We start from the raw sequence: 19,649 nt of genomic DNA, 5'->3' as shown, positions 1-19,649 counted from the left end.
AGCACAGCCCCTGACTCTGAAAAGAGCCAGGGGCTGTTGCCGTTTACAGCAGCCCCAAACTGCCTGCGGCAGAGGCAACGGCTAAAGCATACGGAACGCAATAGCCCTTTCGAGAGCACTGCGCGGGGATAGTTCAGTATGCCATTATGCAGCAATTACCCTTGACGATTGTGTATTACCCCTTAGAGAGACAACTCCGGCATTGCAAGGGCTAATAATCCCTAGGAATCAATGTCAAAGGTGGTGGGCAAATGAAGGGGCATTTCCTCCTGGCCCGAAGCATAAGCATGAAGAAAGCCTCTCGGTATGCTGGACAGGGTATCTGGTTAGAAGTAGAAGAATAGTTTATCTTTCTCACGCTAGAAAGAGCTGTCTTTCATAAAATACCTAACTGAACAATATTCAAGCACATAAAAAAGGGGCTGTAGGTTTTACCTACAGCCCCTTTTTTTGTACAGTGTCTACTATTATAAGTTAATGAACTTAGGGTGAATCAGGTTTTCCATGGAGAAAATCTCATCCCACTTGGCCTGTGTGATTAGCTTACGCTCCAGTACTGTAATCTCATGGATTGATTTACCTGTTATCAAAGCCTCTTTGGCAATAGAAGCAGACTGCTCGTAACCTATAATTGGGTTTAGGGAAGTCACGATGCCAATGCTGTTCATGACCATATTCCGGCAGATCTCGACATTGGCTGTGATTCCGTCAATGCATTTGCGCTGTAAGGTATAGCAGGCATTCTCCAGGAAGGTCAGTGAATTGAATAAGCTATAAGCGATAACAGGTTCCATTACGTTGAGCTGTAACTGACCGGCTTCAGCAGCCATGGTCACCGTCATATCTGCTCCTATGACATAGTAAGCCGTTTGGTTGACTACTTCAGGTATAACAGGGTTTACCTTTCCAGGCATAATAGATGAGCCTGGCTGCATAGGTGGCAGGTTAATCTCATTTAAGCCGGCACGTGGTCCTGAAGAGAGTAAGCGTAGATCATTACATATTTTGGATACCTTTACCGCGCAGCGCTTCATCACACCCGATACCTGTACATAGGCGCCTGTATCGCAGGTTGCCTCAATCAGGTCTTCAGCCAGTACCACTGGCACTCCCGATATATCCCGCAGAATATTTGTTACCAGTTGTGGATAGCCTTGTGGTGCGTTTATGGAGGTGCCGATGGCTGTTGCGCCCATGTTGATCTCACAGATCAGCATCTTCACTTCGTGTAACCGCTGGATGTCCTCTCGTACTGTGGTGGCGTAACCATGAAACTCTGCACCCAGTGTCATAGGTACAGCGTCTTGCAGTTGTGTACGACCCATTTTCAGCACTTCCTTGAACTCCTCCGCTTTGCGGCCAAACGACAGTTGCAGGGCCTCCAGGCTTTCAATGAATGCTTGGATCTTCCAATAGAGAGCCAACCTGAATGCTGTTGGGTAAGCATCATTCGTCGATTGGGAGCAGTTTACATGGTTGTTCGGATGAAGGACGTTATACATGCCTTTTGGATGGCCCATGTACTCCAGGCCAACATTGGCAATCACCTCGTTCACGTTCATGTTCACAGAAGTGCCGGCACCTCCCTGAATCATATCTGTCACAAATTGATCGAGGTACTCTCCTGCTATCAGCTTATCACTGGCATAAACGATAGCATCTGTCACCTCTTTGCTCAAAATGCCGCTCTGGTGGTTGGCAAGTGCAGCTGCTTTCTTCACATAAGCAAAAGCCTTTATGAAAAGAGGCTCTTTCGAAATCGGAATACCTGTAATATGAAAGTTTTCAAGTGCGCGTAACGTCTGAATTCCATAGTAGACCTCATTGGGGATTTCTTTCTCTCCCAAAAAGTCGTGTTCAATCCTTACTTTTTCCATGCTGTTTTCTTAAAGACAAACTTATTTATTCACTTGTCTGCTGGGGAGCAGTTGAAACATGTATAGCTATACCTAGATCCCTTGCCACTTCCAGTACAATGTCGCTGCCGTACTTCTTATTGCAGCGCAGTTTACCGTTTTGGCTGTAGTCCGTGATCAGACTTTGGTTAATGATCAGTTTAGAGGCGTACTCTCCATACCTTGCCATGATTTCCTGCTGTACCGCTGTCAACAACTCCTTACGGCGTTCGGTCTCAGGGGTGCGCAACGGCCGCTGGAAGCGATGCTCCGGGTAATCGTGGCTGATGTGGTTGGCCTTGGCTGCTTCTTTGGCCTCATGCAGAGCGTCCTGCAGCATCCGCTCATTTTTTGGCTTTTTGAGATTGCCGTGTATCCCTCTGGTATGGTTCAACCATTCATGGACATCCGTGTTCGGGTTATTAGCTAGCTCCACCAAGGCTTCATTCGGGATTACGAAATGGGCTGGTTTGTTAAACTGTTGGGCTAGGTTCTCCCGGAAGGTATAGAGCCATTTGAGAAGATACTGTTGGTAATAGTTGAGGCGGTATGAGTGCTTCAGCCGCAGGTGCGGATTTTCTGACTCAGTGTACTTGAGTTGCTCTAACAGATAGTCTTCTTCCTCGAGCCAGTGCATACGACCAGCCTTTTCTATTTCCTGGAGTAGCTTAGACTTTACCTTATGCAGGTATATCACGTCAATGGCTGCGTAGCGGAGCTGATCTTCCGTGAGCGGTCGCTTGTTCCAGTTGCTGGATTGCTGTGATTTATCGATCTCTTTTCCAAATTCCTCTTTGAGGACAGTTGCCAATGAGGAGCGCTCATAGTTTAGGATCTTAGCCGCCACATCGGTGTCAACTATACCTTTTACGGAGCACCCCATTTTATCGAGCAACAGGATATCGTTATTGGAATGGTGAATGATCTTTGTAATTGCCGGGTTCTCCATCAACTGGAAAAAAGGCGTCAGGTCATCAATGTAAAAGGGGTCTATGATAAAGCATTTTCCTTTGCCATCCGCTATCTGGATCAGGCAAAGGTTAAAACCATAGGTATAGCGGTTCTGATCAAACTCAAGGTCAAGGGCGAGTTCATCGCATTGCTCCAATTGCTGCACGGCCTGACGCAAGTTTGCATCAGATGCCACAAGCACAATTGCCACGCCGTCTTCTTCTAAAGATAATTTTTCCATTGGCTAAATTTAAACAAGTATTAAGCCATATCCACGCCTCGTATGCTATTTTTCTTTCGTAGCGCACCTATGCAAAAGCCCCCTTCCAGCGAACTGGAAGGGGGCTTTTTGAAAAGGGTACGTATGTATATTACTGAATAGGTTTTTCTTCCGGTATTTCGTCCGCCACACCATCATTTACGGTAGTGTCCATAACGGTGGTAGTGTCGGTTTCTATGTCCATGTCTGCATCCACATCAATATCAGAAGTCTCTACTTCGTCAATACGATCAGTTTCTGTGGCTGTGTTGTTGTCAGTGCCACAAGCTGTGAAAGCAAAGAAAGCGAATGCAGCGAATGCGAATTTTATTGTCTTTTTCATGATTTTCAAATTTTGTTAAACAAGTAAATTTGTACTTATTTATTCGGTTTATACGGAAAGGTAACCCTAAAGATTAATTTTTTTTGAAGCAATCCGAGTAAATGTCTTTTATATTGCTGTTAAACAGCTTTTTGGAAGGGCGAGCAGCGAGAGCGTGAATAGGTATAGCTAAACGGCTATTATGGGAGCTTGGCTATAAAATATAACTTTACCTATTTAGTGATCTCTGATCTCATGTGGTGCGAATAGAGATGCTTGCTGGTAGCCAATAAGAAAGGAGCCTTCCTGATATTCCAGAAAGGCTCCTTAAAAGACTCGTTATAAATAAGAGATAATTACTGAACTTCAGATAACGACTTCTCCCGCTTGGCCCTGAATTCAGACTTTTCACGCCATGCTGGGTAGGCAGTACCGTTTGCCACCCGAAGGCCCACCCGGAAATAAAGCTGAAGATCCTCCACTGCACCATCCAGGTTCCAGTCGCCATACACCTCGTCGCTTACTTTGTGGTAGTGCTCGGCCGTGTACTGCTCCTGCTTTTTGGTAATAAAATCGGCAGGTTGGTCACGGGCAACTATACCTGACTTGGCATACAGGGCCGGCACGCCCTGCTTGGCAAACTCAAAATGGTCGGAGCGGTAGAAAGAACCTTTCTCAGGAGATGCCTCCGGAACGATCCGACGGTTTTGCGTGCGGGCCTCTTCTGCCAGAATATCCTCCAGATCAGAGTTGCCATACCCAATTACAATCACATCTTCGGTTGGATGGTAAGGGTTGAGCACATCCATGTTGATGTTCGCCAGGGTTTTGGTGAGCGGGTATAGTGGATTGGAGGCATAGTACTTGGACCCCAGCAGACCCTTCTCCTCGGCCGTTACGGCTAGAAAAAGAATAGAGCGCTTTGGTTTCTCGGGTAGTTGTGTAAAGGCTTTTGCCAGTTCGATGAGTCCAGCCGTGCCGCTGGCATTGTCCATGGCGCCGTTGTAGATCTGGTCGCCCTGCAGTTTGTCGTCTTTGCCCAAGTGGTCCCAGTGTGCCGTGTACACCACATACTCGTTTTTCAACTCCGGGTCGGATCCCTCCAGTTTGGCAATTACGTTCCGCGACTCCACTTCGCGCAGCTTGTTCTTGATCGTAAAGTTAGCCTTCGCATTCAGCGCCACAGGCTTAAAGCCTTTTTGGGCAGCAGCGCTCTTCAGTTTTTCGAAGTTGTTGCCGGAAGCTGTAAATAGTTCGCGGGCCTTGTCTTCCGTTATCCAGGATTCTACCGCCAGGCGGTCCATGTTTTTGCCCGGGTTGCTGATGTCAAAGTTCTCGCGGCTCCAGCTTCCTGATATCACCTCGTAAGGATAGCCTGCCGGACCAGTTTCGTGGATGATGATGGCAGCGGCGGCGCCCTTCTCGGCAGCGATCTCATATTTGTAGGTCCAGCGGCCGTAGTAGGTCATGGCTTTCCCGCCAAACATGGTGCTGTCCAGCTGTCCCGGGTTGTTCGGGCTAGGTATAGGCGGATCGTTGATGAGCATCACGATCGTCTTGCCTTTTACATCCACTCCTTTGTAATCATCCCAGCCGTATTCCGGTGCTACGATGCCATAGCCTACAAACACCAGATCAGAATTGTTGACGTTCACATCCTGCACATAGCGGCGCGACACAGCCACATAGTCATCCGGGAAGGAAAGATTGACGGTTTTGCCGCCTGCTGTAAAGTTTGCCTGGGGCTGCGCGGTAAAGCCAAACATGGGGACCTTCTGTACAAAGGTGCCATTCGGGTTGCCAGGCTGCAGGCCCAGCTTCTTAAACTCACGGGTCAGGTAGTTTACTGTAGAGTCCTCGCCGGCAGTACCGGGGCTACGGCCTTCGAACTCATCCGAGGCAAGCACCTTAATGTGCTGCAGGAGGTCGTTGGCGTTAATGCTCTGTTGAGCGGTTAGCAGGCCACCCGTTGTGTCGCTGGCAACTGCGGTGCGGTCGTTGTCGCTGTCTGCTACCTCTCTGGCGTTTTCGTTACAGCCAAAAGCCAGCAGACTGAGCACAGCCAGGCCGATCATATTTTTTTTCATAGGGTTAGATAGGTATGTTAAGTTACTGAAGATAATACTTTTATTCATACCGATGGTTACGCCCGTCTGGATTTCGATCAGGCGGCTACTTCCCAGCTGGCAGGAACACCCCGGTGCAGTGTTTTGATAAGGTCGAGGCAGGAGATGGGGTCCTGGTAGAGTTGGCACTCCCATATCACGACCCGTTGCCAGCCGGCTTCCCGGTATAGCGCCTTGTAGCGTTCGTCACGCAATTGGTTATTGGTAAACTTTTCCTCCCAGAATCGTAGGTTTGACTTGGGGAATGCCGGTTGGCAATATGGGCAGCGGTGCCAGAAGCAGCCGTGCACGAAAATGGCCAGTCGTCGGGATGGAAAGCAGATGTCGGGTTTGCCGGGCGCTTTGCGCCAGTGTACCCGGTAGCCGCGCAGGCCATTATGCCAGAGTGCGCGTCGGAGCAGGAGTTCGGGCTTCGTGTCACGGCTTTTGTTACCGCGCATATACCTGCTTACCTTCTCACGTGCTGTGAGTGGTGCAGGATTCGCTTTATATTTTTTGACTTTCTTTCTGACGGTCAATTCCGAAAGGGTATGCTCTATATTCGAACAAATAATGGCTTATGAAAGTGCAGAATAATGGTAGGATTCAATTTTATGGCGTGAAAGCAGGATGCTGAGTAACAAAATCAGGCTATTACGGGAATGTACTTTCTATCATCCAGCTCAATATATAAATAATATATTTGATAGCATTGCGTTGATTTACAGCTGTATTTGCTTATGCGAATGCATAAAGTTTGATTTGTTATAAATACTCTTAACTTTGCCTTTACACACAGCCGTAAAAATTAGTTATGGATAAATATACCTATATCGCAAATGCGCACGGAGCCTACATCGATGAGCTGTACAAAGCTTATCAGCAGGATCCTGAGTCAGTTGACTTTGGATGGCGCAAATTCTTCGAAGGCTTTGATTTCTCGACAGCCTATAACGAAAACGGTCATGAGGTGGATGGTGCCCCAGCAGCCGCCCCGGCCAAAGGCACTTCAGCCGGCTTATCAGATAAAGAAGTAGCTGTTCGCAACTTTATATATGCCTACCGCACCCGCGGCCACCTGCGTTCCAAAACCAACCCGGTGCGCGAGCGCAAAGACCGCAAAGCCCTGCTGGACCTGAAAGACTTCGGTCTGTCAGAAGCGGACCTGGACACTGTGTTCCAGGTAGGCGAAGTGATCGGTATCGGACCTGCCAAGCTGCGCGACATTGTAGCGACGGTGCAGCAAATTTACGAAGGTCCGATCGGCTTCGAATACATGTACATCCGCGACCCGGAAGTGCTCAAGTGGCTGCAAAACAAAATAGAAAAAGAATTCCCGGCCTTTAACCCAGGTATAGAATACAAGAAGCGCATTCTTTCTAAACTGAACGAGGCGGTTGTATTCGAGAACTTCCTACACACAAAATTCCTGGGTCAGAAGCGTTTCTCGCTGGAAGGTGGCGAAACGACTATACCTGCCCTGGATGCCATCATCGACAAGGCCTCCGATCTGGGTGCCAAAGAAGTGGTGATAGGTATGGCGCACCGTGGTCGCCTGAACGTGCTGGCCAACATCATGGGCAAGACTTACGAGCAGATTTTCTCGGAGTTTGAAGGCACTGCCACACCAGACCTGACCATGGGTGATGGTGACGTGAAGTACCACATGGGCTTCTCTTCAGAGGTGGTTACCCCTACATCCGGCAACACGGTTAATCTGAAACTGGCACCAAATCCATCGCACCTGGAGGCGGTGAACCCGGTAGTAGAGGGCTTCGTGCGTGCCAAGATTGATTGCATGTATGAGCGCGATCCCAAGCAGATCGTTCCTATCCTGATTCACGGCGACGCCGCCCTGGCTGGTCAGGGTATTGTGTACGAGGTGACTCAAATGGCGAAGCTAAAAGGCTACCAGACAGGCGGTACCATTCACTTTGTGATCAACAACCAGGTAGGCTTTACGACTGACTTCGAAGATGCCCGTTCTTCTATTTACTGCACGGACGTAGCCAAAATTATCGACGCGCCAGTGCTGCACGTAAATGGCGACAATCCGGAAGCCGTGGTATTTGCCGTGCGTCTGGCCACGGAGTACCGTCAGATGTTCGGCAACGACATCTTCATCGACATGGTCTGCTACCGCCGTCATGGCCACAACGAGGCAGACGAACCGAAGTTCACGCAGCCACACTTGTATAACCTGATTTCGAAGCACCCGAACCCGCGCGAGGTATACAACAAGAACCTGATCACCCGTGGTGAAATTGATGCGGAGTTGGCACAATCTATGGACAAGGAATTCCGTCAGATGCTACAGGACCGCCTGGACATGGTGAAGCAGAAACCTTTGCCATACAACTACCAGTCCCTGGAGAAGGAATGGCAGACATTGCGCCGCTCTACACCGGAAGACTTCAACCAGTCGCCAGAAACAGGTATAGCGCCTGAAGTAGTGGAACGCGTAGGCAAAGCGCTCTCAACGGTGCCGCAAGGCTTTAAGCCGCTGAAGCAAATCGAGAAGCTCCTGAAAGACCGCAAAGAGATGTTCTTTGAAACGCGTCAGCTGAACTGGGCCGCTGCCGAGTTGCTGGCTTACGGTTCTTTGCTGGCAGAGGGTAAAATTGTGCGCCTAAGCGGACAGGATGTGCAACGCGGTACGTTCTCGCACCGCCATGCCGTGCTCCGCGATGCCAACACAAGCGCTCCATACAACAGCTTAAACTATATTCAGGATGAGCAGCGCCAACTGGAGATCTACAACTCGCTGTTGTCAGAGTATGGCGTGCTGGGCTTTGAGTTTGGCTACGCGATGGCCAACCCGAGCGCACTCGTTATCTGGGAGGCGCAGTTCGGGGACTTTGCCAACGGTGCGCAGGTAATGATCGATCAGTTTGTGGCTGCCACGGAGTCTAAGTGGCAACGTATGAATGGGGTGGTAATGCTGTTGCCGCACGGTTACGAAGGGCAGGGACCAGAGCACTCCAATGCCCGCCCTGAGCGCTTCCTGCAGCTGGCTGCTGAGTACAACATGTTTGTGACCAACATCACGACACCAGCCAACTTCTTCCACTTCCTGCGTCGCCAACTGGCATTGCCATTCCGCAAGCCGGCCATCAACATGGCGCCGAAGTCGTTGCTGCGTCATCCGAACGTGGTGTCTCCTATAGAGGAATTCACAAAGGGAGGCTTCCGGGAGGTAATCGGTGATGACTACGCATCGGCCAAGTCAGTGAAGAAAGTACTGCTGTGTACTGGTAAGGTATACTTCGACCTGGTGGAGGAACAGCAGAAGAACAAGCGCAAGGATGTAGCCATTATCCGTATAGAGCAACTGGCGCCGTTCCCGAAAGTGCAGTTGGAGGCCGAGCTGAGCAAGTACAAGAACGCCAAGGTATACTGGGTACAGGAAGAGCCGGAAAACATGGGTGGCTGGATGTACGTGCTGCGTGTGATGCGCAACGGCGTGGAAGATCTGGTGGCCCGTAAGCCAAGTGCTTCGCCTGCAACCGGGTATAACAAAATACACGGCAAGGAGCAAGCGGAGTTGATTGAACGCGCCTTCGCTATTTAATGCATAATGATTACCCAATAGTGGCGAATGACCAGTGGGCTTGTAATTAACCACTAATCATTCGTCATTATTGGGTAATGATTCGTAATTCTTAATTCGTAATTCATAATCGATAGAAAATATGAGCTTAGAAGTTAAAGTGCCTACCGTAGGTGAGTCCATCACTGAGGTTACCATAGCCCAGTGGCTAAAGAAAGACGGCGACCGGGTAGAGATGGATGAGGTGATTGCGGAGCTGGAATCTGACAAAGCCACATTCGAACTGCCAGCAGAAGCCGCAGGCATTTTACGCATCGTTGCGCAGGAAGGCGATACCATTGAGGTGGGTGCCACGATCTGCCGCATCGAGCAGAACGGCGAAGCTGGTGGCGCCCCTGCTGCTCCAGCCGCTAAACAAGAAACTGCTGCACCAACTGCAACTGCCGCTGCCTCAGCTGCCCAGGAGTCCGCTCCGGCCGCTGCGCAGGGTGCTGGCGAAACAAAAGAAATGCGTGTGCCAACGGTAGGCGAGTCCATTACAGAGGTAACGATTGCCAGCTGGTTGAAAAACGACGGCGACCATGTAGAAATGGACGAAGTAATCGCAGAGTTGGAGTCAGACAAGGCGACTTTTGAGTTACCGGCTGAAGCCGCAGGCACACTGCAGATCGTAGCCCAGCAAGGCGACACGGTAGAGATCGGTGGATTGCTTTGCCGCATTGTGCAGGGTGCAGGTGCCGGCGCTGCGAAACCAGCCGCCCAGCCAGGCGCTCCTGCTGCACAGCAGGCTTCTCAGCCAGCCGCTGCCGCTCCATCTGGTGCCCAGACCTATGCTTCCGGCACACCATCACCGGCTGCGGGTAAGATCCTTTCTGAGAAAGGCATCAATCCAGCCGATGTACAGGGTACAGGCCGCGACGGTCGCATTACGAAAGAAGACGCCATGGGCGCTCAGAAGTCTGCTGCGAAACCAGCTGTCGCAGCTGCTCCTGCTGCTAAGCAGGAAACTGCCGCCGCACCAGCTGCTTCAGGTGACCGCAACCAGCGCCGTGAGAAGATGAGTTCACTGCGCAAGACTGTTGCCCGCCGCCTGGTACAGGTGAAAAACGAAACGGCCATGTTGACTACCTTCAACGAGGTGGATATGAAGCCGATCATGGACATCCGCGCCAAGTACAAAGACAAGTTCAAGGAAAAGCACGAAGTAGGCTTAGGTTTCATGTCCTTCTTCACGAAGGCCTGTACTGTTGCCCTGCAGGAGTGGCCTGCTGTAAATGCACAGATCGATGGCAACGACATGATCTTCAACGATTTTGTGGACGTTTCAATTGCTGTTTCCTCACCGAAAGGTCTGGTAGTGCCGGTTATCCGCAACGCGGAAAGCCTGACACTGGACGGCATTGAGAAAGAAGTAATTCGTCTGGCCAAGAAGGCACGCGACGGGAAACTTTCAATTGAGGAGATGACGGGCGGTACCTTCACGATCACCAATGGTGGCGTGTTCGGTTCTATGATGTCAACGCCGATCATCAACGCGCCGCAGTCAGCTATACTAGGTATGCACAACATCGTGCAGCGCCCGGTAGCCGTGGACGGACAAGTGGAGATTCGCCCGATGATGTACCTGGCGCTCTCTTACGATCACCGCATCATCGACGGCCGCGAGTCGGTTAGCTTCCTGGTTCGAGTTAAAGAACTGTTGGAAGATCCGATGAGATTGCTTCTTGGCGTATAAATTATTGAGATAAGGTAGGAGGGGTAAGCGTTAAAGTTTGCTCCTCCTTTTTATTGCGATTATAGAAGAAAGTGTCCCCTTGAGGGGACTATAGGGGTGTTTGCCTGCGAAGTGTAAAACATCCCCTACCCCCTTCAAAGGGGGACCTTACCTATTACCGATTCCCCTCTTGGGAGGGGCAGGGGTGGGTTAATGTTTGTAGAGAAATCAAAACAAAACGAGAGGTATACCTCTCCCTAAAATATAGACAGATGAAATACGATGTAACCGTAATCGGTTCTGGTCCTGGCGGGTATGTGGCGGCTATACGCTGCGCGCAGCTGGGCCTGAAAACCGCGATCATAGAGAAGTATAATGTGCTGGGCGGCACTTGCCTGAACGTGGGGTGTATACCTTCCAAGGCACTCCTGGATTCATCAGAGCATTACCACAATGCGGCGCATACCTTTAAGGAGCATGGCATTGAACTGAATGATCTGCAGGTGAACATCGAGCAGATGATCAACCGCAAGGCGGGCGTGGTGAAGTCGAATAACGACGGCATCGCCTTCCTGATGAAGAAAAACAAGATCGATACTTACTATGGTATGGGTTCTTTCGTGAATAAGAACACTATCAAAATAGCAGGTATAGACGGCCAGGAGCAGCAGATCGAGACAGACAAAACCATCATCGCGACGGGCTCTAAGCCTACTTCGCTGCCATTCCTGCCAATCGATAAGAAGCGCATCATCACCTCTACGGAAGCTTTGGAATTGAAAGAGGTGCCGAAGAAAATGATCGTGATCGGTGGCGGTGTGATCGGCCTGGAGCTGGGCTCGGTATACGCTCGCCTGGGTACGAAAGTGCAGGTGGTGGAGTACATGGATTCTATTATCCCGACCATGGACCGTTCGCTCGGTAAAGAGCTGCAGCGTGTGCTCAAGAAAACATTGGGTTTCGAGTTCTTCTTCAACCACAAAGTAACAGGCGCTACCAACGAAGGCGAAACCGTGACTGTGACGGCTGAGAATCCGAAAGGCGAAGTAGTTACGTTTGACGGCGACTACGTGCTGGTTTCGGTGGGCCGCAAGCCTTATACTGAAGGACTGGGTCTGGAGAACGCCGGTGTGCAGATGGGAGAGCGCGGTATGATTGCCGTAAACGACCACCTGGAAACCAACGTGCCGGGCATCTATGCGATCGGCGACGTGGTGCGTGGCGCGATGCTGGCCCACAAAGCTGAAGAAGAAGGCGTGTTCGTAGCAGAGACCATCGTGGGCCAGAAGCCGCACATCAACTACAACCTGATTCCAGGTGTGGTGTATACCTGGCCGGAAGTGGCGGGCGTAGGCTATACCGAAGAGCAGTTGAAAGAGCAGGGCCGTGCGTACAAGACCGGTTCGTTCCCGTTCAAAGCGTCAGGCCGTGCCAAGGCGTCGATGGACACGGACGGCTTTGTGAAGGTGCTGGCTGACAAGGAAACGGACGAGATCCTGGGTATGCACATGATTGGTCCGCGTATAGCCGACCTGATTGCAGAGGCAGTCGTGGCGATGGAATTCCGTGCTTCGGCGGAGGACATTTCGCGCATGAGCCATGCGCACCCCACCTATACAGAAGCCATCAAAGAGGCTTGCCTGGCAGCAACAGAAAATCGCGCTCTGCATATTTAATCGAAATTGATTTATAATTCTGAAACAGCATCACTTGAAAAAAGTGATGCTGTTTTGTTTTATAACTATATAGTGATGATAACTCTTTTAGTGCGTTTTGCGTTGTATTAAAGCATGAAGCCTTAAACCAGGTACAGCTATGAACGAGCCGCAGCAATCTTTCAATAAAGCATTAAAAATCATGATGGGGCTCGGCCTCCTGCTACCATTTCTGGTCGCGAGCTATACCTGCCAGATCATCAGCTCCAGTCTGCTGGAAAAGGTTTTGCTGTTCGGCACCGTATTCATTTTCGCTTTCCTTAGCTATTGGATCGTAGTGCGCACCATTGTGCAGTTTCTGGAAGAATAAAAAGTACAGCCAGGCAACCGTCCCGGGGTTTGCTGCATCTAGAGGGTATAAGCTGATATTCCACTCAAACCTTATACCTTAAAAACATGAAAAAATCATTTCTACTCCTGTTTCTGCTGGCCGTGCCTTTCCTGACCTGGGCACAAACGCAAGTAAAGGCCTCTGAAATTATTGCCAAAATAAACCGTGGCGAGGCGGTGTCTTATAAAAATGCTGTGATCGTGGGTGTGCTGGATCTGACGCGCCTGGACAACATGCATCTCGAGAAAAAGGCTGACAGTAAGAACAGTACGAATGAGTACATCAGCACCGTAAAAGTGCCTTTGACTTTTGTTGACTGCACGTTCAAAGACGATGTGCTGGCCTATTTCAATCCGGATAACGAGGACATAAAGCTTTTCAACAGGAAAAACGAAGTGTATAACACCAATTTTGACAAAGCGGTCCGCTTTGAGGATTGTGTGTTTGAAGGATACAGCGCATTCAAGTACTCAAAGTTTAAAGACGCCGTATCGTTTGCAGGCAGCAATTTCCGGCACGAGGCTAACTTCAAGTATAGTAAGTTTTCGAAATCAGCCGATTACAGTAGAACGAAGTATGCGGGAGAAGCCAATTTCAAGTATGTAGCTTTTCCTGAGGAGACCAGTTTCGGGAATGCTTCTTTTAGAAAAGAAGCGAATTTCAAGTACGCCAAGTTCAGCGGAGACGCTGACTTCAAGGCGGCAGACTTCAGAGGCCTAGCCAACTTTAAGTACACCAAAGTGGCAAACAACATGCACTTGCAAAGGGCCATGTTTAGGGGCGATGAGGACTTTAAGTATACAAAAGTCAACAACCGAATGGTCTTTAGCCGAACTGAAAACTAACTAGTCTCCTTGTCGTCCAACAAGTAGACCAATCTTGCAAACGTACCGCTCGTTAAGGAGGAAGGTATAGGCGCCAGCCCAAGCCACTGGGTACGCACCTGGTTAACCAGGGCCAAACTCAGTGGCTGCTTATACCTTCGGACAGCCATACTTACCGCTACAGCTGATTTCAGTGTGTTGGCTTTTACGCGCAGGGTATACCGGCTATACCTGGCCGGGTGCAGGTGCACGTGCCTTCCTTCAACTACGCCCCAACGCAGCACCCACTCGCTTTCGTCAGACAGGCTGATCAGCTGATAGGCCGCTCCACTGCCAGACAGGTATAGCCGGTACGCCTCGGGCGCAAGCGTGTGGTGCTTTTGCAGGTATAGAATGGTTTCATCAGCAATTTGCAGGGCGGATAACTCGCCCAGGTATAGGTCGAGCTGCGAACTGCCGATTGTCCTGAGTTGTGCCTGCAGAAAGGAATCGTCTGCCTCGCTGTGCGCCTGTATAAACTGCCGGATATACACCAGATGATGCTTTAAAGGATGAAAGAGGATAGGCTGTGGCAGGTCCGGTCGTAGCATAGCTTTTCTACGAAGGGGAGGTATAGTGAGTGAATTATTTCCCACATCGCAGGCAACCTATCCCCTCACTATTTCATCTTTATCATGAACCGGGCAAAATAGGGACGTATTGGGTTTCGTTTTAACTTAAATAAGAGCATTTGAGCTGAAATTGCTTTGGGAGGATGTTAACCGACTGATAGATAAACTATACCTGTCAGTCGGTACAAATCTCCTGTAGGTATAGTATTTCAGAAACTTAGCGCTATATAGAGCACCTTGTAAAGCGAATACCAGTAATTTATTTGCCATCATTTTGGACTGCCGCCTATGATACAGCTGGAAAATATACACAAATACTACGCGGTGGGGCACAACAAACTGCACGTGCTCAAAGGCATCGACATGCACATAGAGGAGGGCGAACTGGTCTCGATTATGGGCTCTTCCGGCTCCGGTAAATCCACTTTGCTCAACATCCTCGGCATCCTCGACGACTACGACAGCGGCAGCTATACCTTGGCAGGCACGCCCATCCGGAATCTGTCGGCTGCAAAGGCGGCTTACTACCGGAATAAATTTCTGGGCTTTGTGTTTCAGTCCTTCAACCTGCTCTCTTTCAAAAACGCGATGGAGAACGTGGCCCTGCCGCTTTATTACCAGAACGTGGGCCGCAAGCAACGCAACAAACTGGCCCTGGAGTACCTCGACAGGGTAGGCCTGAAAGACTGGGCGGAGCATTCCCCCAACGAAATGTCAGGTGGTCAGAAACAGCGGGTGGCCATCGCCAGAGCGCTTATCTCACAGCCCAAACTCATCCTGGCCGACGAACCGACCGGCGCCCTGGACACGCAGACGTCATATGATGTGATGGACATCTTCAAGGACGTGAACAGCAAGGGTATGACGGTGGTGATCGTGACGCACGAAAACGACATCGCTGCCCAGACACACCGCGTCATCCGGCTCAAAGACGGCCTGATCGTGAGTGGAGAACATCAGGCTGAGGAAGCGATACTGGCAGCAGAGGTGGTCGCGGCCAAAAGCTAAGGAAGGCACACAACAATCATCAATTAACAACCAGCAATCCAAAACATGTTCGATCTAGACAAATGGCAGGAGATACTCGGGACGATGCAGAAGAACAAGCTGCGCACGTTCCTGACTGCCTTTGGCGTGTTCTGGGGCATCTTTATGCTGGTGCTTTTGCTGGGTGCGGGTAAGGGCCTGGAGAACGGGGTATACAACCGCTTCGGGGCCGGGGCCAAGAACAGCATCTACGTCTGGACCGGCAAGACAGCGCTGGCCCACCAGGGGATGTCGCCAGGCCGTGAGATAAAACTGACCAATCAGGACCTGGCGTCGGTGCACAGGGATGTGGAAAACGTGCAGTTGCTATCGCCGCGCAACCGTGTGATGGGCGAGTATACCATCAACTACAAAACCCAGAACGGCTCTTATCAGGTGTTTGGCGCTGAGCCGGGCTTCCTGAAAATCAACGGCGAGATTCCGTACATGGGCCGCTTGCTCAATGAAATTGACGAGCGTGAGAAGCGCAAAGTCGTCGTGATCGGTGACCAGGTAAGCAAGGTGTTGTTTGGGGAGGCCGATCCGGTGGGCGAGTACGTCAACATCAGAGGGATACACTTTAAGGTAGTGGGCACCTTTAAGATGCGCGGCAATAACAGCAGCCGTCGAGAGGAGCGGGCGTACATCCCTTTCTCGACCCTGCAGGCCGCCTTTAACCAGCCTAACCAGGTACAGATGATGGCGCTGGTGGCCGAGCCAGGCGTGAGCGCGAAAGACATGGAGGGCCGGCTGCGCAACTTGCTGGCCGAGCGGCACAAGTTTTCGACCGAAGATAAGATGGCCATTGGGGTAGAAAACACAGAGGCGGAGTTCCTGAAAGTGATGGGTCTCTTCAATGGCATCAAGATATTTGTGTGGATAGTAGGTATAGGCACCCTGATTGCCGGCATTGTGGGCGTGAGCAACATCATGCTGATCATTGTGAAGGAGCGCACCCGCGAGATCGGTGTACGCAAAGCTCTGGGGGCAACACCCTTCTCCATTGTGAGTCTGATCCTGCAGGAGTCTGTTGTGATAACGGCCTTCTCGGGTTACCTGGGTCTGTTGGCAGGCACCGGTGTGCTGGCAGGTCTGGAGTATCTGATGGAGTCGTCGGGGGCGGAAGCGCCTTTCTTCGCAAGTCCCGAAGTGGACCCTGGCGTAGCGCTGGCAGCCACCCTTATCCTGGTGATTTCCGGTGCCCTGGCCGGCCTGATGCCTGCCCTGAAAGCAGCCAGGATCAAACCGATAGAGGCACTGAGGGCGGGATAGATTTAGTGATTTGGTGAATGAGTGATTGAGTGATTTGGTGATTTTTTGTTTTTGGTTTAATAGAGATAAAACAACTGAATCGAATGATCATTCATGTTAGATGAACTGTCAGCGGGATAGTTATTTACAGCTATTACTCAATCAGGATTTACTTAGTATATCATTAACCCAAAACCTCAAACGACAATCAAACAAATGACTATTGACTAAGAACCTAATTACTCAATCAACAAAAAATCAACATTCACTCATTCGCCCATTCACTCATTCACTAAATCAGAAACTCACTCAATCCAACTATGATCGACATTGATAAATGGACCGAGATTTATAACACCGTGAAAAAGCACAAGCTGCGTACGGCGCTGACGGCTTTTGGGGTGTTCTGGGGCATTTTCATGTTGGTGCTGCTGTTGGGCGCTGGTAAAGGGCTGGAGAAGGGCATTACCTCTGAGTTCAATGTGGCCAAAAATGCCGTGTTTGTGTGGACGCAGCGCACCAGTGTGCCCTACATGGGCCTGAAAGCGGGGCGCTTCATCCAGATGACCAACGACGACATAGACGCCATCCGTGCCTTTGTGCCGGAGGTGGGGGTGATCGCGCCGAGTAACCAACTACAAGGCAGTTTCTCGGTAGTATACGGCACCAAGAGCTCCGCTTTTACCGTGAATGGCGAAACGCCGGAAGTGCTGCAGGTGAAGCCCACCAATGTGGTGAGTGGCCGCTTTATCAACCAGAAAGACGTAGAGGAGCGCCGCAAAGTGGCGGTGGTAGGACCGCGTACCCTGGAACTGCTGTTTGGCGAAGGGGTAGACCCGATTGGCAAGTACATCAGCATCAAAGGCATCTATTTTCAGGTGGTGGGCACGTTTAAGCCACTCGGCAAAGACGAAGACGTGGTGCAGGATGCCCAGACCATTTACATACCGAACACGACCTTGCAGCAGGCCTTTAACCAGCCCAACCAGGTGAACTTCTTTGCCATGACGCCAAAGCCAGGTATACCTGCTGCCGTGGTGGAGGAAAAAGTGAAGGCCCTGTTGATGAAGCGGCACAAGGTGGCCCCGGCCGATCTGAAGGCCTTCGGCTCGGCCAATGTGGAGAAGGAGTTTCAGGATGTGCAGGGGCTGTTTGCAGGTATAGCGGGCTTCAGCTGGCTGGTGAGCATCGGCACCATCGTGGCCGGTATCATCGGGGTGGGCAACATCATGCTGATTGTGGTGAAGGAACGGACCAAGGAGATCGGTATACGCAAGGCCCTCGGCGCAACGCCTTTGTCCATCGTGAGCCTGATCATACAGGAATCCATCGTGATCACGGGTTTTGCCGGCTATATCGGTTTGCTGGCCGGCACCGGGCTTATCGCCGCCATCGAAGGCTTTATGGTGGAGAACAATGTGCAGGCGGGTTTCTTTGGTCCGCCGGAAGTGAACCCGGCCGTAGCTGTAACGGCAACGGTGCTGCTGGTGGTGGCCGGCGCTTTGGCCGGGCTTATACCTGCCACCAAGGCCGCCCGCGTCAATCCGGTAGTTGCCCTGCAGGAAGAGTAATATGAGCATCGAATCAACAAGATTATAATTGAACAACCACTATGAAAAAGGTTTTTATCGGACTGTTTGTGATCGTCATGCTGGCCTTGTCTGTCTGGCTGGTCCGCTACTTCTACAACAAGGCCAACACCGATCCGATCGTGTACAAAACGGAGGCCCCCTTTGAGACGGACATCGTGAAGAAAACGGTGGCCACGGGTTCTATCGTACCGCGCAAAGAGGTGGAGGTAAAGTCGCAGGTGTCGGGCATTGTGGAGGAGCTGTACGTGGAGGCCGGGCAGATCGTAAAGCAGGGACAGCTGCTGGCCAAGATCAAGATCGTGCCGAACATCGTGAACGTGAACAATGCGCAGAACACGCTCGAGACGGCCCGCATCAATTTCGACGAAGCCAAGCGTGAACTGGCCCGTTACCAGCAGCTCTACGACCAGAAAGTGATCGCCGAGCAGGAGTTCAGAAAGTATAAGGCTGACCATGACCTGAAGCGCGAAGCGCTGCAATCTGCTGAGAGCAACCTGCAACTCGTGCGGGAGGGCGCCTCCAAACGCAGCGGACAGGCTTCTAATCTGGTCTACTCCACCATCGACGGCATGCTGCTGGACGTACCGGTGAAAGTGGGGACTTCCATCATCGAGCGCAACAACTTCAACGAGGGCACCTCTATCGCCACCGTGGCCGACATGCGCAGCCTGATATTTGAGGGCAAGATCGACGAGTCAGAAGTGGGCAAGTTGAAAGAGAACATGGACCTGTTGCTAACCATCGGCGCCATCGAAGGCCGCGTGTTCAACGCCAAGCTTGAGTACATCGCCCCGAAAGGCGTGCTGGAAGAGGGCTCCATCAAGTTCCCGATCCGCGCCAAGGTGCTGCTCGACGAGAAGGACTTTATCCGGGCAGGGTATAGCGCCAACGCCGACATCGTGCTTGACAAGCGCGAGAACGTAATGGCGGTGAAGGAAAGCCTGCTCAAGTTCGAGAAGGACAAGTCGTATGTAGAAGTAGAAACCGCTCCGCAGGTGTTTGAGAAGCGCGAAGTGAAAACCGGTTTGTCGGACGGCATCAACATAGAGGTGGTGTCCGGCCTGAAGACTTCAGAGAAAGTGAAAGTGCCGGATGCGAACGCGACGCAAAGTATTTAATTGTTTGTTTAAGGTGAGAGAAGAAAGCGGGCCTAGCCCGTTTTTTTTTGTGCCTGGCCAGGTGGCTGCTCCTGTATACATACTGAAGTATAGCGAAGGTTTTATATGGCGCGAGTGTCTGCTATGGAGGGGTCGCTGGCCCAGGTATAGGTGCTTTGTAGCTACTGCTGTTTCAGGTATAGCAACCTGTCTTGTTTCATTGTTTCGCCTGTGCGGCGGGCACTCACTTTTTGTCTTGACACAAAAAGTAAGCAAAAAAGTCAAGACGATTTTAAACTCGCTGAACGCTCAAACACAAAATCGTCAAGGGCGCACTTGGCACCGCTGCCTGTTTCATAGCTAAAGGGGCAAGGATGTCTTTCAATGCCTTCCAGTGGTTTGTGAT

General features: G+C 50.9%; 15 protein-coding genes. 9 read left to right on the top strand and 6 right to left on the bottom strand.

The features are described from left to right. Positions 1 to 467: 467 nt before the first annotated feature. The 5 genes from aspA to IEV97_RS19705 all read right to left on the bottom strand — a co-directional run bounded on the left by aspA (position 468) and on the right by IEV97_RS19705 (position 6,071). Positions 468 to 1,877, bottom strand: coding sequence for an aspartate ammonia-lyase (aspA, locus tag IEV97_RS19725; protein WP_188503210.1), 1,410 nt, complete (start codon positions 1,875 to 1,877; stop codon positions 468 to 470). A gap of 25 nt (positions 1,878 to 1,902) precedes the next feature. Next, the gene (locus IEV97_RS19720; protein ID WP_188503209.1) at positions 1,903 to 3,087 is read right to left on the bottom strand and encodes a ribonuclease D; all 1,185 of its coding nucleotides are present in this window, start codon (positions 3,085 to 3,087) and stop codon (positions 1,903 to 1,905) included. A 130-nt stretch (positions 3,088 to 3,217) separates the two neighbouring features. After that, positions 3,218 to 3,448 carry a hypothetical protein gene (locus tag IEV97_RS19715; RefSeq protein ID WP_188503208.1) on the bottom strand — a complete coding sequence of 77 codons (231 nt, stop codon included), beginning with the start codon at positions 3,446 to 3,448 and terminating at the stop codon, positions 3,218 to 3,220. A gap of 335 nt (positions 3,449 to 3,783) precedes the next feature. Next, positions 3,784 to 5,514 (bottom strand): M28 family metallopeptidase, encoded by a 1,731-nt coding sequence (locus IEV97_RS19710; protein ID WP_188503207.1) that lies wholly within the window; start codon positions 5,512 to 5,514, stop codon positions 3,784 to 3,786. A gap of 77 nt (positions 5,515 to 5,591) precedes the next feature. Beyond that, on the bottom strand, positions 5,592 to 6,071 hold the full coding sequence (locus IEV97_RS19705; protein ID WP_188503206.1) for a very short patch repair endonuclease: 480 nt from the start codon (positions 6,069 to 6,071) through the stop codon (positions 5,592 to 5,594). Positions 6,072 to 6,346: 275 nt separating this feature from the next. Here IEV97_RS19705 and IEV97_RS19700 point away from each other — a divergent pair, with 275 nt between their 5' ends. From IEV97_RS19700 to IEV97_RS19680, 5 genes are all read left to right on the top strand, one after another. Beyond that, positions 6,347 to 9,103: a 2-oxoglutarate dehydrogenase E1 component gene (locus IEV97_RS19700; protein WP_188503205.1), complete on the top strand. Its 2,757-nt coding sequence runs from the start codon at positions 6,347 to 6,349 to the stop codon at positions 9,101 to 9,103. 121 nt (positions 9,104 to 9,224) lie between these two features. Continuing rightward, positions 9,225 to 10,817 carry a 2-oxoglutarate dehydrogenase complex dihydrolipoyllysine-residue succinyltransferase gene (odhB, locus tag IEV97_RS19695; protein WP_188503204.1) on the top strand — a complete coding sequence of 531 codons (1,593 nt, stop codon included), beginning with the start codon at positions 9,225 to 9,227 and terminating at the stop codon, positions 10,815 to 10,817. Positions 10,818 to 11,068: 251 nt separating this feature from the next. Continuing rightward, positions 11,069 to 12,472 (top strand): dihydrolipoyl dehydrogenase, encoded by a 1,404-nt coding sequence (gene lpdA / locus IEV97_RS19690; RefSeq protein ID WP_188503203.1) that lies wholly within the window; start codon positions 11,069 to 11,071, stop codon positions 12,470 to 12,472. A gap of 139 nt (positions 12,473 to 12,611) precedes the next feature. Beyond that, positions 12,612 to 12,821: a hypothetical protein gene (locus IEV97_RS19685; RefSeq protein ID WP_188503202.1), complete on the top strand. Its 210-nt coding sequence runs from the start codon at positions 12,612 to 12,614 to the stop codon at positions 12,819 to 12,821. An 86-nt stretch (positions 12,822 to 12,907) separates the two neighbouring features. Beyond that, positions 12,908 to 13,687, top strand: coding sequence for a pentapeptide repeat-containing protein (locus IEV97_RS19680; RefSeq protein ID WP_188503201.1), 780 nt, complete (start codon positions 12,908 to 12,910; stop codon positions 13,685 to 13,687). On the opposite strand, the gene IEV97_RS19675 is transcribed toward IEV97_RS19680, so the two are convergent. Continuing rightward, positions 13,684 to 14,256, bottom strand: a complete 573-nt coding sequence (locus IEV97_RS19675; RefSeq protein WP_188503200.1) for a hypothetical protein — start codon at positions 14,254 to 14,256, stop codon at positions 13,684 to 13,686. The two genes, IEV97_RS19680 and IEV97_RS19675, sit on opposite strands and share 4 nt — an antisense overlap. Positions 14,257 to 14,565: 309 nt before the next feature. Here IEV97_RS19675 and IEV97_RS19670 point away from each other — a divergent pair, with 309 nt between their 5' ends. The 4 genes from IEV97_RS19670 to IEV97_RS19655 all read left to right on the top strand — a co-directional run bounded on the left by IEV97_RS19670 (position 14,566) and on the right by IEV97_RS19655 (position 19,264). Beyond that, positions 14,566 to 15,285 carry an ABC transporter ATP-binding protein gene (locus IEV97_RS19670; protein WP_188503199.1) on the top strand — a complete coding sequence of 240 codons (720 nt, stop codon included), beginning with the start codon at positions 14,566 to 14,568 and terminating at the stop codon, positions 15,283 to 15,285. Positions 15,286 to 15,330: 45 nt separating this feature from the next. Further along, positions 15,331 to 16,575, top strand: coding sequence for an ABC transporter permease (locus IEV97_RS19665; protein WP_188503198.1), 1,245 nt, complete (start codon positions 15,331 to 15,333; stop codon positions 16,573 to 16,575). Positions 16,576 to 16,874: 299 nt separating this feature from the next. Continuing rightward, the gene (locus IEV97_RS19660; protein WP_188503197.1) at positions 16,875 to 18,125 is read left to right on the top strand and encodes an ABC transporter permease; all 1,251 of its coding nucleotides are present in this window, start codon (positions 16,875 to 16,877) and stop codon (positions 18,123 to 18,125) included. 41 nt (positions 18,126 to 18,166) lie between these two features. Next, complete coding sequence (locus IEV97_RS19655) at positions 18,167 to 19,264, top strand: efflux RND transporter periplasmic adaptor subunit (protein ID WP_188503196.1); 1,098 nt, start codon at positions 18,167 to 18,169, stop codon at positions 19,262 to 19,264. Positions 19,265 to 19,649: the final 385 nt, after the last annotated feature.

Source organism: Pontibacter amylolyticus, from assembly GCF_014638845.1.
In the GTDB taxonomy this organism is placed as follows: domain Bacteria; phylum Bacteroidota; class Bacteroidia; order Cytophagales; family Hymenobacteraceae; genus Pontibacter; species Pontibacter amylolyticus.
Note: the sequence above shows the minus strand (reverse complement) of the source record. Positions and strands in the feature narration are given on the sequence as shown.